The organism is Streptomyces sp. Xyl84, assembly GCF_059731885.1.
This window is the reverse complement of sequence record NZ_AP029182.1, coordinates 3426469-3442090: the sequence shown is the minus strand read 5'-3', so window position 1 is coordinate 3442090 and position 15622 is coordinate 3426469. Positions and strand designations below refer to the sequence as shown.

Here is a 15622-nt window from a genome sequence, read left to right as displayed (position 1 = left end):
AGAGGGAGCCCGCAGGACCCCTCTCAAAGGGGACGACCGCGACCCGCGCCGCCGCCTACCGTTCTCATCGTGACCGAGACGACTCAGACGCAGACGGCGCCGGACGGCGCGTTCAGCCCGTACAAGCCCCGCAGCCCCGAGTACCGGCTGGCGGCCAACGCGCTGCGCGGACTGCGCGAGGACCTGTTCCACGGCGCCTCCGCCTACCGCCCGCTGCCCCCGATGAACACCGGCGGCCCGCTGGCCGGCCGGCTGCCGGGCCGCATCCGGGGGTACGCGGCCTGGACCCCGCACACCCTGGTGGCGGCCGTCGCCGTGGTGACCATGATCGCCGCGTGGCTGAACGCCCAGGGCAGCGTCACCGCCCCGCTCTACGCCCTCGCGGTCCTGGTCCCGCCGCTGCTGACCCTGAGCCGCCCCGCCCTGGCCTTCTGGCTGGCCCTGGCCGCGACGGCGGGCACGTCGATCGTCTCCGGCAGCTGGGGCCTGTGGCCCTGGCGACCCGAGAACTTCATCTCCTACCTGACCGTGCTCACGGTCGTGGCCGTACGAACCCGGCCGCGCACGGCGGCCTGGATGTGGCTGATCACCGCGCTCTACTGCTCCGCGGCCGAGGCCGTGCTCGGCTACCACTTCGAGAACAACTCCGGACCGATGCTGCTGGTGTCGGCCTTCGTCCTGCTGGGCGTCACCGTCTGGCACATACGCAGGGAGGCCGAGCAGACGGTCAGCGCCCAGCAGACGGTCACCGCGCACGAGCGCTCCCGCCGCACCCTGCTGGAGGAGCGCACCACCATCGCCCGCGAGCTGCACGACGTGGTGGCGCACCACATGTCCGTGGTCGCCATCCAGGCCGAGGCCGCCCCCTACCGGGTCCAGGACCCGCCGCCGGAGCTGGAGAAGGCCTTCGCCACGATCCGGGTGAACGCGGTCGCGGCCCTGACCGAGCTGCGCCGCGTGCTGGGTGTCGTCCGCGCCGAGGACTACGAGGCCCCGGAGGCCCCGCAGCCCACCCTCGCCGACCTGGACACGCTCCTGGCGAACGTGCGGGAGGCGGGTCTGAGCGTGGAGAAGGTGCGGACCGGCGCGGTGCGCGAACTTCCGCCGGGCGTGGAGCTGTCGGCGTACCGGATCGTGCAGGAGGCCCTGAGCAACAGTCTGCGGCACGCGCCGGGCGCGACGGCCCGCGTCGAGGTCTCCTACGTGCTGGGCGGTCTCGGCCTGCGGATCGTCAACGGCCCGGTCCCGGAGACGTCCCTGGTGAAGCCCTCGCCCGGCGCCGGTCACGGCATCACCGGCATGCGGGAGCGGGTGTCGATGCTGAACGGTGAGATGACGGCCGGCCCCGCGGACGGCGGTGGCTACGAGGTGGCGGTGTTCCTGCCCGTCACCGCACCGACCGGGGAAGGCGCATGACGGACAGCACGATCCGGGTACTGATCGCCGACGACCAGATGATGGTGCGCGAGGGCTTCTCGGTCCTGCTCAACGCGATGCCGGACATAGAGGTCGTCGGTGAGGCGGTCAACGGCCGGGAGGCGGTCGTGAAGGTGCGCGAGCTGTCCCCGGACGTGGTTCTGATGGACATCCGCATGCCCGAGCTGAACGGCATCGAGGCGACACGGGAGATAGTCGCCGGGGACGGCACGTCCAAGGTGCTGGTGCTGACCACCTTCGACCTCGACGAGTACGTGTACCAGGCGCTGCGGGCGGGAGCCGCCGGTTTCCTGCTCAAGGACGCCTCGGCACGGCAGCTCGCCGAGGGCGTGCGGGTGGTGGCGGCCGGTGAGGCGCTGCTCGCCCCCTCGGTCACCCGGCGGCTGCTCAAGGAGTTCTCCCGGATGTCCGAGCCGCCGCGTCCGCCGGCCGGTGCGCAGGCCGCGTACGGGGACCTGACCGAGCGGGAGACGGAGGTGCTGGTCCTGATCGCGCAGGGCCTGTCGAACGCGGAGATGGCCGAGCGGCTGGTGGTGGCCGAGTCGACGATCAAGACCCATGTGAGCAGGGTGCTGGTGAAACTGGGCCTGCGGGACCGTACGCAGGCCGCGGTGTTCGCCTACGAGGCGCGGCTGGTGACACCGGGCTGACCGGCGAGTTCGCACCAGACGTACTTGCCCCGGTTGCCGAACCTGGAGAGGGGGTGCCACCCCCACACGTCCGCGCAGGCCCGGACCAGTCCGAGCCCCCGGCCGGCTTCGTCGTCGGTCAGGTCCGCCAACCGCTCGGGCGCCCGGGGTGGTTCGGGGTCGGCGTCCCAGGCCCCGATCCGCAAGGTGGTGCCCGACCAGCGCACCCGCAGCGCGGCAGGGCCCTTGGTGTGCAGCACGGCGTTGGTGACCAGCTCGGCGGCGAGCAGTTCGGCGACGTCGACGAGGCGGATCAGCCCGTGCATGGTGAGGATCAGACGGAGGGTGCGGCGGCTGATGGTGACGGCGCGGGGGTCGTTGGGGATGTAGAGGGAGTACTCCCAGGGCTCGTTTCCGGGCATGCGTCGGCTCCGTTCCGAAGAGGTGAGGAGAGGGAGGCGGCCTCCGGGCGGTGGCATTGCCGCACCCGCCATGGCAGGACGGAGCGGTGCGCTTCCGGTACCCCGGGGTTTCGCAGAGTGTGCGTCGCGTCACCGACGGTAGGGCAATAAATATTGCCCGCGCAACCGCCTGCCGTATTCTGACGCTCGAACGAGGCACGCCTACTTGAGGAGGGCGGGTGCCGCTGAGGAGTCACGCCACCGCACGGCAAGTGCGCCTGGGTACCGAGCTGAGGCGCTTGCGGGAGGCGGCCGGGCTGAAGGCGCGCGAGGCAGCGCAACTGCTGAACTCGACGTCGGCCCAGATCAGTCAGATGGAACTGGGTTTCGCGGGCGTCAGCGAAGAACGAGTGCGGCGGCTCGCGGCCCACTACGCGTGTACGGACGAAGCGTTGATCGACGCGCTCGTGGCGATGGCGACCGATCGCACGCGCGGCTGGTGGGAGGAGTACCGCGGGGTACTGCCGCCGGTGTTCCAAGACACCGCCGAAGCCGAGCATCACGCGACCTTCTTGCGGGAGGTCGTCATCACCCACGTACCAGGGCTGTTGCAAACCGCTGACTACGCTCGTGCGCTCTACACCTACGTTCATCCCGGCATGCCCGAGAGCGAGCTGGAACCTCGCGTGGAACACCGAATGAAGCGACGCGTTGTGATTGAGGGCGACAGTCCGACCTCGTACGAGACACTGATCCACGAGTGTGCTCTCCGCGTCCGCGTGGCTGACCGTGATGCCTCGCGCGCTCAACTCCAGCAGGTCCTCAGTCAGATCGAAGAGGGCCACGCCAATGTCCGGGTCATCCCGTTCGATCGGGACGGCTTCGGCGGTGCGGGGATTTCGATGATGTACGCGGGCGGCCCCCTGCCCAAGCTGGACACCGGTCTCCGGGACGCTCCTACAGGTGTCGCGTTCATCGATGCGGACGCACAACTGGAGCAGCTTCGGACACTGTTTCGTAGAATTCAGGACGCGTCGCTGGACTCTGTCGCGTCGCGGGACTTCATCCACCGCTTGACGAAGGAGCTGTGAGCCGAGCCATGACCGAGGCCCTGCGCTGGCGCAAGTCCACCTACTCGGGCGGCGGCGACGGCGACACCTGCGTCGAGATCGCTGCCCTGCCCACCCGTATAGCCATCCGCGACTCCAAAGCCCCCACCCGCGCAACACTCTCCGTCCCCGAACCCTCCTTCGCCGCGTTCATCGAGGCCGTGAAGCGGCATCCCTGGTCTGCCGGATGACGCATTCGGAGGGAGTTTCACCGGACGAAGAGCCGTAATGCGCTGGCGGAAGTCGACGTATTCCGGCGGCGGCGAGGGCAACACCTGTGTCGAGATCGCCGCCCTCACCGCCCGCATAGCCATCCGCGACTCCAAAGCCCCCGCCCGCGGCGCCCTCTCCGTCCCCGCCCCCTCCTTCGCCGCGTTCATCGAGGCCGTGAAGCGGAACCACCGGCCCGTCGGGTGACGCGCGCCCCGGAGGCAGATTCAGCGGGGGCGGGATGCGATGGTCAGGAGGTCGGCGGCCGGGCCGACCAGTGACCGGCCGGCCGGCCACACCGCGCGCAGGGAGCGGCGCAGCTCCACGCCCTCCACGCGCACGGGGACGAGGCGGCCGTCGGCGACATCGGTCCGTACCGCCAGCTCGCTGATCACCGCCGGACCGGTTCCGGCGATCACCGCGCCGCGCACGGCGGTGGCCGAGCCCAGTTCCAGGACCGGGCGGGCCTCCTCGGCCCCGGCCCGGCGCAGGGCCTGTTCCAGGGCGACCCGGGTCCCCGAACCCCGCTCGCGGACGACGAGCGGCGTGGCGGCCAGTTCCCGCGTGGTCAGCGGGGAGCGGCGCCGGGCCCAGGGGTGGGTGGGCGCGACCACGACGAGCAGCCGGTCGGTGGCCACCGTCCTGCTGTGCAGGCCCCGGGGTACACGCGGCGACTCGATGAACCCGATCTCGGCCTCGCCGCCGTGCAGCAGCTCGGGAACGTGCTCGCTGTTGGTCACGCGCAGGCCGACGTGCAGGTCCGGGTGGGTGGTGCAGAGTTCGCTGATCCACTCCGGGACCAGGTGCTCGGCCACGGTCATGCTCGCGGCGATCCGCAGCGTGGCGTCGAGCCGGCCGCGCTGGGCCTCGACGCTGGTCATCAGCGCGTCCAGTTCGTCGAGGACGCGCTGGGCCCGCCCGGCGACCACCTGCCCGTCGGCCGTCAGCCGGGACCCGCGCCGGGTGCGGTCGACGAGCGGCAGGCCCAGCCTGCGTTCCAGCGCCGAGAGCCGCTTGCTGGCGGACGGCTGGGTGATGCCCAGCTCCCCGGCGGCGCGGCCGAGGCTGCCCAGCTCTCCGACGAGCACCAGCAGCCGCAGCGACTCGACGTCCGGGGGAGCACTCATGGTCTCAGCATACGGACGGGATCGGTTCCAGTCAGTGGGCCCGGTCATTCCCACGGGCTATGACGTCCCGCTGAACCGTGGGCTACCGGCCTGGTCAGCGGCTGTCCACAGTGAAGATCATGAGACAGGTCAAGCAGGTGCCCGGGTTGCTGCTCGCGGTGGTCGTGGCCGCGGTGGCGACCGTGGCGGGCGGACGGTTCCCCGTCGTCGGGGGCCCGGTCTTCGGCGTCGTCATCGGCGTCCTGGTGGCCGCGGTGCGGCGTCCGGGCGCGCGGTTCCAGCCGGGGATCGCCACCGCGAGCCGGTTCGTCCTCCAGCTCGCGGTGGTCATCCTCGGGTGCCAGCTGTCACTGGGGCGGGTCGTGGAGGTCGGGGGCGGTTCCCTGCCGGTGATGGTGGGTTCGCTGGCCGCCTGCCTGGGGGCCGCGTACCTGGTGGGCCGCAGGCTGGGTATCGGCGGTGACCTGCGGACCCTCATCGGGGTGGGCACCGGGATCTGCGGGGCCTCCGCCATCGCGGCGGTCACCCCGGTCATCGGGGCCGCCGGCGCCGAGGTCGCCTACGCCATCTCGACGATCTTCCTCTTCAACATCGCGGCGGTGCTCCTCTTTCCGTTCCTCGGGCACCTGCTGGGGATGGGCCAGCACGCCTTCGGGCTGTTCGCGGGCACCGCGGTCAACGACATGTCCTCGGTGGTCGCCTCGGCCACCACCTACGGGGACGAGGCCGGGCAGTACGCGGTCGTCGTCAAGCTCACGCGGACCCTGCTCATCATTCCCGTCTGCCTGGGACTGGCCGCGCTGGCCAGGCGCCGCGCCGCGGCCACGGCGGCGGTCCCCGCCGAGCCGGCACAGGCGGATGCCCCGGCTCACCGGACTCCGGCGGCTGCCCCGGTTCCCCCGCCCCGGCCAGTCGCCCGCGTTCAGCCGGCTCATTCGGGTCAGGCGACCCGTCCGGCGCAGGCGGCCCACGCGACTCACCGGTCCCAGCACACCCCTGGCACCGCGCGTTCGAACGTCTTCGCGCTCGTGCCCTGGTTCCTCGTCGGGTTCCTGCTGACCGCCCTGGCCAACACCGTCGGGCTCGTCCCGGCCGCGGCGCACCACGGCCTGAACACGCTGTCCGTCTTCCTCATCACGGTGGCCCTCTCCGCGATCGGCCTGTCCACCGACCTCGGGGCCCTGCGCCGGGCAGGCCCCCGCCCGCTGCTCCTGGGGGCCGCCCTGTGGTGCGTGGTGACGGTCACCTCACTCTGCCTGCAGTTCCTCACCGGCTCCTGGTGAGCCCGGGCGCCCCCGCGGTTCCTCCCCGCGGGGGGTGGGCACGGGCCGGCCGGGCGGCCTATCGTCCGTCCATGACGGCTGTGTCCGACCTCGCGTTCGACCCGTGGGACCCGGCGTTCGTCGCCGACCCGTACCCCGCCTACGCCGAGCTGCGCGCCCGGGGCCGGGTGCTCTACTACGAGCCCAGCGACCAGTGGCTGGTCCCGCACCACGCGGACGTGTCGGCGCTGCTGCGGGACCGGCGGCTGGGCCGCACCTACCAGCACCGGTTCACGCACGAGGACTTCGGCCGGACCCCGCCCCCGCCGGAGCACGAACCGTTCCACGTCCTCAACGACCACGGCATGCTCGACCTGGAGCCGCCGGACCACACCCGGATCCGGCGCCTGGTCTCGAAGGCGTTCACCCCGCGGACGGTGGAGCGCCTGAAACCGTATGTCCACCGTCTGGCGGACGAACTCGTCGCCGCGCTCGTGGCCGCGGGCGGCGGCGACCTGCTGACGGAGGTCGCCGAACCGCTGCCGGTCGCGGTGATCGCGGAGATGCTGGGCATCCCGGAGCAGGACCGGGACCGGTTGCGGCCCTGGTCGGCCGACATCTGCGGGATGTACGAGCTGAATCCGTCGCGGGAGACGGCGGCGAAGGCGGTGCGGGCGTCGGTGGAGTTCTCGCAGTACCTCCGTGAGCTGATCGCGGTCCGCCGCGCCGAGCCGGGCGAGGACCTGGTCTCCGGGCTGATCGCGGCGCACGACGAGGGCGACCGGCTCACGGAGCAGGAGATGATCTCCACGGCCGTACTGCTCCTCAACGCCGGTCACGAGGCCACGGTGAACGCGACGGCCAACGGCTGGTGGGCCCTGTTCCGCCACCCGGACCAGCTGGCGGCCCTGCGCGCGGACCACTCCCTGGTCCCGTCCGCCGTCGAGGAACTGATGCGTTACGACACCCCGTTGCAGCTCTTCGAACGGTGGGTGCTGGACGAGATCGAGATCGACGGCACGACGATCCCTCGGGGCGCGGAGATCGCCCTGCTCTTCGGCTCGGCCAACCACGACCCGCAGGTGTTCACGGCGCCCGACCGCCTGGACCTCACCCGCGCCGACAACCCCCACATCTCCTTCAGCGCCGGAATCCACTACTGCATCGGCGCCCCCCTGGCCCGCATAGAACTGGCCGCCTCCATGACGGCCCTCCTGCAACAGGCCCCTACCCTGCGCCCGACGGCGGACCCGGAGCGCCGCCCGAACTTCGTGATGCGCGGCCTGAAGGGACTGGGCGTGGAGCTGGGCTGATCACCCGTTCGGCTGATCACTTGGAGGAACCGCCGCGCCGCTGATCAACTGCTCGGCAAGCTGGTGCACGCCTGCGGAGGGAGGCACCATGACGGTTATGGCAGAGCGCACGTCGCAGACGTCCCAGATGTCGGTGGAGGAGTTCGAGCGGATCGCCCGGTTCGCGGCCACGGAGACCGACGACGCCGTCAGGTTCGAGTTCATCGACGGACGGATCGGGGTCAGGAAGGTGACGAACGGCAGCCACGGTGAGATCGCCATGTGGTTGGCTTTCCGGTGCAAGGAGGCACGGCCCGACCTCACCCTCAACACAACGGGCCAGGGGTTGAAAGTCGAGGCGTACCGGAAGGGACGTGCCCGGCCCGACGGCGCGCTCGCGCCGGTGGGCTATTTCAACGGCCAGGGCGACTGGGCCGACCCGGACGGCGTGCTGATGGCGGTCGAGATCACGTCGTACGACTCGGACACCCACGACCGCGACCGGGTGGAGAAGCCCCGGGCATACGGTGCGGCGGGTATTCCGGTCTACCTGCTGATCGACCGTGACAGCCGCTCGGTCGTCGTGCACTCCGAGCCGGACCTCGAGGTCGGCTACCGGAGGACCCATGTGGTCGCTTTCGGCGACAAGGCCCTCCTCCCCGCGCCCGTCGGTATCGAACTCGACACCGAGGACCTGAAGCAGTACATGAACTGACGCGCCCGCCCTCAGCCCGCCAGATCCCGCCGCCGCACCCCCGCCAGTCCCGCGCCCACCAGCACCACCGCCACCCCGAGCAGCACCGTCACCGGTCCCCACCCCGGTTCGCCGCCCGGCAGCTTCGGGAGGTGGCCGTAGGGGGAGAGGTCCAGCACCGTGCGAGGGAGGTTCAGCGCCGGGCCGATCCAGCCGAGGAGCAGGACCGCACCGGCCACGCCCCACGCCGCCACGGCGCCGCGCGGAAGCAGGCCGTACAGGAGGACGGCGACGCCGCCGACCACCCACACCGCCGCCACCTGCACGAGACACGCGCCCAGCAGCGCGCCCGGCCGGTGGCCGTAACCGGCCGCGAGGCCGAGCCCGGCCAGCAGCATGAGCAGGGCCGAGCCGCCGAAGGCGATCACCAGGTGCCCGGCGGCCCACCGCAGCCGCCCCACCGCGCCCGCGAGCACCGGCTCCGCACGGCCCGAGCCCTCCTCGCCGCTCAGCCGCAGCACGGACGAGACGACGTACAGCGCGGCGACCAGGCCGAGGATCTGGGTCATCGAGGCGAGGAAGGCGTTCGCAAGGCCCGCATGGCCGCCCATCCGCTGGAAGATCTCGCGGGTCCGCTCGTTGCCGCCGACCAGGTCGGCCGCGCCGTTTGTCATCCCGCCGAAGACGACCCCGGCGAGCAGGAACCCGGTGCTCCAGCCGAGCAGGGAGCCCCGCTGCAGACACCAGGCCAGCGCGCCCGCGGTGCCGAGCCGTCCCGCGGCGGGCCCCGGCCGGGTGGGCAGGAAGCTCATGCCGAGGTCACGGCGTCCGGCGAGCAGGTGGGCGAGCAGGGTCAGCACGGCCGTCGCGGCGGCGAACAGGCCCAGCACCCACCAGCGTTCACCGGCGAAGGACCGCACATTCTCCAGCCAGCCGAGCGGGGACAGCCAGGTCAGCACCGACGAGCCTCCTCCGGCGCCCCCTGCCCCCGCGTCGCCCGCCGCGCGCAGCACGAAGGCCGCCCCGAGGACCGCCGCGGTCAGACCGCGGGCCAGCCGGGCGCTCTCCGTCAACTGGGCGACGACGGCGGCGACCGCGGCGAAGACCGCGCCGACGCCCGCCACACCGAGGCCGAGCGCCAGCGCGCCGGAGGTGCCCTGTCCGGTGAGGCCGACGGCGATCAGCACGGCCACGGCCGCGTTCGCGACGGCGGCCGTCAGCAGCGCGGCGGTGAGCGGCGCGCGACGGCCGACCATGCCGGACGACACCAGCTCCTGCCGTCCGCTCTCCTCCTCGTCCCGGGTGTGCCGGACGACGACGAGCAGGCCGGTGACGGCGGCCAGAACCCCGGCGTACACGCCGGCCCGCCAGGCCGTCAGCGCGCCCAGCGAATCGCCGAACACGGGGCCGACCAGGGCACGCAGCGAGCTGTTCGTGGCCATCTGCCGGACGAGACCCGCCCGGTCGGCGGGGGTGGCGTACAGGCTCTCGAGGGTGTGCGGCATGGAGAGGACCATCAGCGCGTTCACGGCGACCCAGACGGGGATCAGCACGCGGTCGCGGCGCAGCGCCAGCCGCAGCAGAGGTGCGGTGCCGGCCAGTGCGCGGGAGCCGCCCGCGCGTCCGGCGCGCACGCCGCCCGGCACGCCTGCCTGACGTGCGCCTCCCTGTCGTGCGCCTGCCCGTCGCGCGCCGGCCGGGGCGTTCATCGTGCGGCCTCGGCGGCCGACTTGGCGGACTCGGCCGACTCGGCGGCGTAGTGCCGCAGGAACAGCTCCTCCAGGGTAGGCGGCGTCGACGTCAGCGACCGGACGCCCGACTCGCTCAGTGAGCGCAGCACCGCGTTCAGCTTGGCGGTGTCCACCTGGAGCCGGACCCGGCTGCCCTGGCCGCCGAGGTCGTGGACGTCGAGGTCGTGGACGCCGGGCAGGTGGGCCAGTCCGTTCGGCGGGCCGGCGAGTTCGGCGCAGACGGTGGTGCGGGTCAGGTGGCGAAGGTCGGCGAGCGAGCCGCTCTCGACCGTACGGCCGGCCCGGATGATGCTCACCCGGTCACACAGCTGCTCGACCTCGCTGAGGATGTGGGAGGAGAGCAGGACCGTGCGGCCGCGGTCGCGTTCCTCGGCGACGCAGCGCTGGAAGACCTCCTCCATCAGCGGGTCGAGGCCGGAGGTCGGCTCGTCCAGGATCAGCAGGTCGACGTCGGAGGCGAAGGCGGCGACGAGAGCGACCTTCTGCCGGTTGCCCTTGGAGTAGGTGCGGCCCTTCTTCGTGGGGTCCAGTTCGAAGCGTTCGACGAGTTCGGCGCGGCGCCGCGCGTCGAGACCTCCGCGCAGCCTGCCGTACAGGTCGATGACCTCGCCTCCGGAGAGGTTGCGCCACAGGGTCACGTCCCCGGGGACGTACGCGATCCGGCGGTGTGCCTCGACCGCGTCGGCCCACGGGTCGCGGCCCAGCACGCGCGCGGTGCCCGCGTCCGCGCGCAGCAGGCCGAGCAGGACGCGGATGGTGGTGGACTTGCCTGCGCCGTTGGGTCCGAGGAAGCCGTGCACCTCGCCTGCAGCGACGGTCAGGTCGAGGCCGTTCAAGGCGGGGGTCCGGCCGAACGTCTTGTGCAGTGCGGACACCTCGACGGCGGGGTCGGCCGCCGGGCGGTGAGCGCCGTGGGCTTTCGTCATGCTTCGGAAAGTACGCTTCTTTCAGAAACTTGTGAAGTTAAGGAAGCGCATAAACTTGGAGCGGCCGTGGCGCAGGGGCCGGTCAGGGGAGTCAGGGGAGATGGTGCGGACATGACGGACGGGACGCCGGAGACGGACCGTGACTCCGAGGCGGTCTCGAAGTTCGTGGAGAGCTTCGCGGCGCAGCTGGTGGAGGCGGGGATGGCCCGGATGCCGGCCCGCGTCTTCGCCGCGCTGCTGGCCTCCGACAGCGGCACCCTCACCTCCGCCGAGCTGGGCGAGCGGTTGCGGATCAGCCCGGCTGCCGTCTCCGGAGCGGTGCGCTACCTGGCGCAGGTGCACATGGTCTCGCGCGAGCGTGAGCCCGGTTCGCGCCGCGAGCGCTACCGCGTCCACGCCGACCAGTGGTACGAGGCGCTCACCAGCCGCGAGGCGGTCATCAAACGCTGGGAGCACGCGCTGCGCGAGGGCGTCGACAGCCTGGGCCCCGGCACTCCCGCCGGCCGCCGACTTGCCGAGACCCTGGCCTTCTTCGAGTTCATCGACGGCGAGATCGCCGCGATGATGACCCGCTGGCGCACCCACCGGGAACGGTTGTTCGGGTGATTGCGACCGCGAGGAAGTTCCCTTTAGGCGCCCTGCGGCTGCTGCGCCCTCGACACCAGCGGGGCACCGACGGCTTCCGGCCGCCGCAGGCTCAGGCCTGCGCGGGCACCACCAGCCCCCAGGCCCCCTCCCGCACCGTCCACGTCCGCGTCCGCACCGGTCCGGACACCACCGCGTCCGCCCGGTAGCGGAAGTGCGCCCCCGAAACGGTGACCGTGCGCCCCTCGGCCAGCAGCGGCGAGGCCTCCGCGCCGGGTCCCGACAGCGGACGGACCTCCACCTCGGCCATCCCCCGGGCGCCCGGGACGACCGACACCGCCTCCACCGGCTGGTCCAGGTCCACCACGGCCACCCCGTCGACCTCCACCCGCAGCCGCGAGGGCGCGGGCGCCGTGTCGGTCGCCGTCCGGGGCGGGCGGGCCACCAGGGTCCGTACCAGCGACTGGCAGGTCCGCAGCCAGTCGCGGCCCGCGCCCGCGCCCCCGCCCAACGGCGTCGCGGACCCCGCCCCCGCCGCCGCGTCGAGCGCCGTGCCGTCCGGCGGAGCGTCCCCGAGGTCGAGGGGCGGGATGTGCAGTGCGCCCAGCACCACCCCGTCGCTGTCGTCGACGAGCAGGTCCAGACGGCGTACGGCCCCGTCGAGCACCGCGCGCGCCGCCGCCACCGGCCCCGTCGGCACGCCCAGCGAACGGGCCAGGTGCATGACACCCCCGACCGGTACGACGGACAGCACACATCCGGCCAGCTCCCGCCTGCGGTGCAGTACGGTCACCGCCCGCAGCAGCGCGTGGTCGTCACCGACCACCACCGGTCGCCGCGAGCCGCGCCGCGCCAGCGCGCGGGCGAACTCCTCCGGGCCGTCCGGCAGGCACACCTTCGTGGCCGCACCCGCGCTGAGCACGTCTTTCGCGATCCGTACGGACTCCCCGTCGGTCCGCCGGGCGCCCGGGTCGATGACCACCAGCAGCGGATCGGACGTCGGATAGGTCGCCACCTCGGTCCTGCCTCGCTTCCTCGGGTAGCATCTTTGTGCAAGAGCCCCTTGCGCTATTGCGCCAGGGGCTTCGTCTATTCCGGGGCATCCGGTCCGACGGGTGTGCGACCGACGAGGGTCGCACGGTGTACGCGGCGGTGAACCCGCGTACGCCCCTGACCTTGGACATGCCCCGCCCGGAAGGGGTGTACGCGCGTGCCCGCACTTGTGCTGCTCGGTGCTCAGTGGGGTGACGAGGGCAAGGGAAAGGCCACCGACCTGCTCGGTGGCTCCGTGGACTATGTGGTGCGTTACCAGGGCGGCAACAATGCCGGCCACACGGTCGTCGTCGGCGACCAGAAGTATGCACTGCACCTCCTCCCTTCCGGAATCCTGTCGCCCGGTTGTACGCCCGTCATCGGAAACGGCGTCGTCGTCGACCCGTCGGTCCTGCTCTCCGAGCTGAGCGGTCTGAACGAGCGCGGCGTCGACACGTCGAAGCTCCTGCTCAGCGGAAACGCGCACATCATCACGCCGTACAACGTGACCGTCGACAAGGTGACGGAACGCTTCCTCGGCAAGCGCAAGATCGGCACCACCGGCCGCGGCATCGGCCCGACCTACGCGGACAAGATCAACCGCGTCGGCATCCGCGTCCAGGACCTGTACGACCAGTCGATCCTGACGCAGAAGGTCGAGGCGGCCCTCGACGTCAAGAACCAGATCCTCACCAAGCTCTACAACCGGCGCGCCATCGCCGTGGACCAGGTGGTCGAGGAGCTGCTGGGCTACGCCGAGCAGATCAAGCCGTACGTGGCCGACACGGTGCTGGTCCTCAACCAGGCGCTGGAGCAGGACAAGGTGGTCCTCTTCGAGGGCGGCCAGGGCACGCTGCTGGACATCGACCACGGCACGTACCCCTTCGTGACCTCCTCCAACCCGACCGCGGGCGGTGCCTGCACCGGCGCCGGCGTGGGCCCGACGAAGATCAGCCGGGTCATCGGCATCCTCAAGGCCTACACGACCCGCGTCGGCTCCGGCCCGTTCCCGACCGAGCTGTTCGACGAGGACGGCGAGGCGCTGCGGCGCATCGGCGGCGAGCGCGGCGTCACCACCGGCCGTGACCGCCGCTGCGGCTGGTTCGACGCGGTGATCGCCCGCTACGCCACCCGCGTCAACGGCCTGACCGACTTCTTCCTCACCAAGCTCGACGTCCTCACCGGCTGGGAGCGCATCCCGGTCTGTGTCGCCTACGAGATCGACGGCAAGCGCGTCGAGGAACTGCCCTACTCCCAGAGCGACTTCCACCACGCCAAGCCGGTCTACGAGTACCTCCCCGGCTGGCAGGAGGACATCACGAAGGCCAAGACCTTCGCCGACCTGCCGAAGAACGCCCAGGCCTACGTGAAGGCCCTGGAGGAGATGTCCGGCGCCCCGATCTCCGCGATCGGCGTGGGCCCGGGCCGGGACGAGACGATCGAGATCAACTCGTTCATCTGACCGTTCGTCCGACCGTTCGACGGCGGCCGTCGCCCTCGCGCGACGGCCGCCGTCGGCGTGAGGCCGGTCGCGGCCGTCCGGCATGAGCCGGACGAGCGGCGCTAGCTGAACACGATCATCGACCCCTGCGCCAGGCTCCGCGTCGCCGCCGCGTGCAGGCCGAGCCAGACGTGGCGTTCGCGGGCGAAGGGGCTCGGGTCGTAGGGGGCCGGGGCCGCGGGCTGTTCCAGTTCGGTGGGGCCGGGGGGCGGCGCCGGGGGCGCCGGGGGGTTGGCCGGGTCGATGCCGAGGGCCGGGGCCACCTGCTCCAGTTCCCGCAGCAGTGCCTGGGAGGAGCCCAGCGGGCCGCCGCCGGCGAGGAGTTCGTCGTTGGACAGGGGGTGCGGGAAGTCCACGGGGACGTAGGCGCCCGCGTGGTCGTAGTGCCAGACCAGGTGGGACTGCTGGGCCGTCGACTCGAACATCTCCAGCAACTGCTCGTAGTCGCCGCCCAGTTCGTCGACCGGGGTGAGCGGGAGGCCGCAGAGCTGGAGCAGGTGGGCGCGGCGCAGGAAGTGCAGCGCGTCGTAGTCGAAGCCGGCCACCGGCGCGACGTCCCCGGACAGGCCCGGCATGTACTGGTACACCGGCACCGGCGGGAGCGCGTTGTCCGCCAGCACCTTGTTGTACTGCGCGAGTTCCTCGGCGAACGGGTTGCCGGGGGTGTGGCACAACACGTCCACGAGCGGTACCAGCCACAGGTCACAGGCCAAAGAGGACTCCTCACTCAGCGTGAAGCACACGGGAAGCACGGTGGTCAACGAGGGTAGTCGGTGCGGCGCGGGTCGGCTCCCCCCGTGCAGGTCCCATACCCACCCCCCGCGCGTCCACCGCCCGGTTCACCCGGCGGAGAGCCGCTCCACCAGAGCCAGGGCGTGGGTGTTGTAGGCGGCGACGAGCGCGCGGGCCGCGGGGATGTCGCGTTGCACCAGGGCGTCGACGAGTTCGGTGTGGCCGCACCACAGGACACCGCGCAGGTCGCCGAGCCGGCGCAGGTGCTGCACCGCGCACACCCACGACTGCACCCGCAGCCGGTGCAGGAAGTCGCCGAGGTGCGCGTTGCCGTACAGGGCGCTCAGCTCGCGCCAGAACCGCAGGTCGTAGCCGATCAGCACCGTCAGGTCGCCCGCGGCGGCCGCGCGTCGGGCCTCCTCGCCGCGCCGGCGCACCCCGGCGAGCACGGCCGCCGTGCGCGGGCCCGGAACCTCCCGCAGGAACGCCTGCGCGCGGGCGCTCAGGCCGGACCCGCCCCCCGCGCCGGCCCCGTCTCCCGCGCCGCCGTCACCGTCTCCCGCGCCCCCACCGTGCCGGGCGCCGCTCGCGGCGGCGAGGGTGCGGAACATGCTGTCGGTGACCAGGGCACGGGCCTCGATCATCTCCCGGAAGTCGGCCGCGGAGTACTCGCGTACCCGGAAGCCGCGGTGCTGGTCGGCCTCCAGCAGGCCCTGCGCGGACAGGTCCACCAGCGCCTCGCGCACCGGGGTCGCGGACACGCCGTACTGCTCGGCTATCTCCTTGACCGTGAACTCCCGCCCCGGCTGCAGCCGCCCGGCCAGCACCTCGTCCCGGAGCGCGTCCGCGATCTGCTGGCGCAGGGTGCTGCGCGTCACGGCTCCGGTGCCGCTGATGCCGGGCATGGTCGGGGCGTCTCCCTCACGCGGGCGGT

The 15622-nt window shown here is 72.3% G+C and carries 17 protein-coding genes; 10 read left to right on the top strand and 7 right to left on the bottom strand.

Going from position 1 to position 15622, the window contains the following annotated elements; translation table 11 throughout:
• Nucleotides 1-69 precede the first annotated feature (69 nt).
• Nucleotides 70-1416, top strand: a complete 1347-nt coding sequence (locus AC6I72_RS14895) for a sensor histidine kinase (RefSeq protein ID WP_498001269.1) — start codon at nt 70-72, stop codon at nt 1414-1416.
• On the top strand, nt 1413-2087 hold the full coding sequence (locus AC6I72_RS14890) for a response regulator (RefSeq protein WP_498001267.1): 675 nt from the start codon (nt 1413-1415) through the stop codon (nt 2085-2087). The genes AC6I72_RS14895 and AC6I72_RS14890 overlap by 4 nt, the downstream gene beginning before the upstream one ends.
• On the opposite strand, the gene AC6I72_RS14885 is transcribed toward AC6I72_RS14890, so the two are convergent.
• Nucleotides 2057-2488 (bottom strand): ATP-binding protein, encoded by a 432-nt coding sequence (locus AC6I72_RS14885; protein WP_498001266.1) that lies wholly within the window; start codon nt 2486-2488, stop codon nt 2057-2059. The genes AC6I72_RS14890 and AC6I72_RS14885 overlap by 31 nt on opposite strands.
• Nucleotides 2489-2706: 218 nt before the next feature.
• Here AC6I72_RS14885 and AC6I72_RS14880 point away from each other — a divergent pair, with 218 nt between their 5' ends.
• From AC6I72_RS14880 to AC6I72_RS14870, 3 genes are read left to right on the top strand one after another with little or no spacing between them, the layout of a single operon-like run.
• Nucleotides 2707-3558, top strand: a complete 852-nt coding sequence (locus AC6I72_RS14880) for a helix-turn-helix domain-containing protein (protein WP_498001264.1) — start codon at nt 2707-2709, stop codon at nt 3556-3558.
• An 8-nt stretch (nt 3559-3566) separates the two neighbouring features.
• Nucleotides 3567-3767 carry a DUF397 domain-containing protein gene (locus AC6I72_RS14875; protein WP_498004699.1) on the top strand — a complete coding sequence of 67 codons (201 nt, stop codon included), beginning with the start codon at nt 3567-3569 and terminating at the stop codon, nt 3765-3767.
• A gap of 37 nt (nt 3768-3804) precedes the next feature.
• The gene (locus AC6I72_RS14870; protein WP_498001262.1) at nt 3805-3993 is read left to right on the top strand and encodes a DUF397 domain-containing protein; all 189 of its coding nucleotides are present in this window, start codon (nt 3805-3807) and stop codon (nt 3991-3993) included.
• Nucleotides 3994-4013: 20 nt separating this feature from the next.
• On the opposite strand, the gene AC6I72_RS14865 is transcribed toward AC6I72_RS14870, so the two are convergent.
• The gene (locus tag AC6I72_RS14865; protein ID WP_498001261.1) at nt 4014-4913 is read right to left on the bottom strand and encodes a LysR family transcriptional regulator; all 900 of its coding nucleotides are present in this window, start codon (nt 4911-4913) and stop codon (nt 4014-4016) included.
• Nucleotides 4914-5032: 119 nt separating this feature from the next.
• On the opposite strand from AC6I72_RS14865, the gene AC6I72_RS14860 reads away from it, so the two are divergent.
• The 3 genes from AC6I72_RS14860 to AC6I72_RS14850 all read left to right on the top strand — a co-directional run bounded on the left by AC6I72_RS14860 (nt 5033) and on the right by AC6I72_RS14850 (nt 8182).
• Nucleotides 5033-6196, top strand: a complete 1164-nt coding sequence (locus AC6I72_RS14860) for a YeiH family protein (RefSeq protein WP_498001260.1) — start codon at nt 5033-5035, stop codon at nt 6194-6196.
• Nucleotides 6197-6267: 71 nt separating this feature from the next.
• The gene (locus AC6I72_RS14855) at nt 6268-7488 is read left to right on the top strand and encodes a cytochrome P450 (RefSeq protein WP_498001259.1); all 1221 of its coding nucleotides are present in this window, start codon (nt 6268-6270) and stop codon (nt 7486-7488) included.
• A gap of 88 nt (nt 7489-7576) precedes the next feature.
• A complete protein-coding gene (locus AC6I72_RS14850) occupies nt 7577-8182 on the top strand; it encodes a Uma2 family endonuclease (protein WP_498001258.1) in 606 nt (201 codons plus the stop codon).
• Between the two features lie 11 nt (nt 8183-8193).
• Here AC6I72_RS14850 and AC6I72_RS14845 read toward each other — a convergent pair whose 3' ends face one another.
• Complete coding sequence (locus AC6I72_RS14845) at nt 8194-9795, bottom strand: ABC transporter permease (protein ID WP_498001257.1); 1602 nt, start codon at nt 9793-9795, stop codon at nt 8194-8196.
• Between the two features lie 71 nt (nt 9796-9866).
• The gene (locus AC6I72_RS14840) at nt 9867-10838 is read right to left on the bottom strand and encodes an ABC transporter ATP-binding protein (protein WP_498001256.1); all 972 of its coding nucleotides are present in this window, start codon (nt 10836-10838) and stop codon (nt 9867-9869) included.
• A gap of 111 nt (nt 10839-10949) precedes the next feature.
• Between AC6I72_RS14840 and AC6I72_RS14835 the strand changes: the two genes are divergently transcribed.
• Nucleotides 10950-11444 (top strand): GbsR/MarR family transcriptional regulator, encoded by a 495-nt coding sequence (locus tag AC6I72_RS14835; RefSeq protein WP_498001254.1) that lies wholly within the window; start codon nt 10950-10952, stop codon nt 11442-11444.
• 91 nt (nt 11445-11535) lie between these two features.
• On the opposite strand, the gene AC6I72_RS14830 is transcribed toward AC6I72_RS14835, so the two are convergent.
• Nucleotides 11536-12438, bottom strand: coding sequence for a diacylglycerol kinase family protein (locus tag AC6I72_RS14830; RefSeq protein WP_498001252.1), 903 nt, complete (start codon nt 12436-12438; stop codon nt 11536-11538).
• A 195-nt stretch (nt 12439-12633) separates the two neighbouring features.
• Here AC6I72_RS14830 and AC6I72_RS14825 point away from each other — a divergent pair, with 195 nt between their 5' ends.
• Nucleotides 12634-13917: an adenylosuccinate synthase gene (locus AC6I72_RS14825; RefSeq protein ID WP_037850733.1), complete on the top strand. Its 1284-nt coding sequence runs from the start codon at nt 12634-12636 to the stop codon at nt 13915-13917.
• A 101-nt stretch (nt 13918-14018) separates the two neighbouring features.
• On the opposite strand, the gene AC6I72_RS14820 is transcribed toward AC6I72_RS14825, so the two are convergent.
• Entirely contained in the window at nt 14019-14669 is a 651-nt protein-coding gene (locus AC6I72_RS14820) for a putative DNA-mimic protein (protein WP_498004698.1), read from the bottom strand.
• A gap of 126 nt (nt 14670-14795) precedes the next feature.
• On the bottom strand, nt 14796-15593 hold the full coding sequence (locus AC6I72_RS14815; RefSeq protein WP_498004697.1) for a GntR family transcriptional regulator: 798 nt from the start codon (nt 15591-15593) through the stop codon (nt 14796-14798).
• Between the last annotated feature and the right edge of the window lie 29 nt (nt 15594-15622).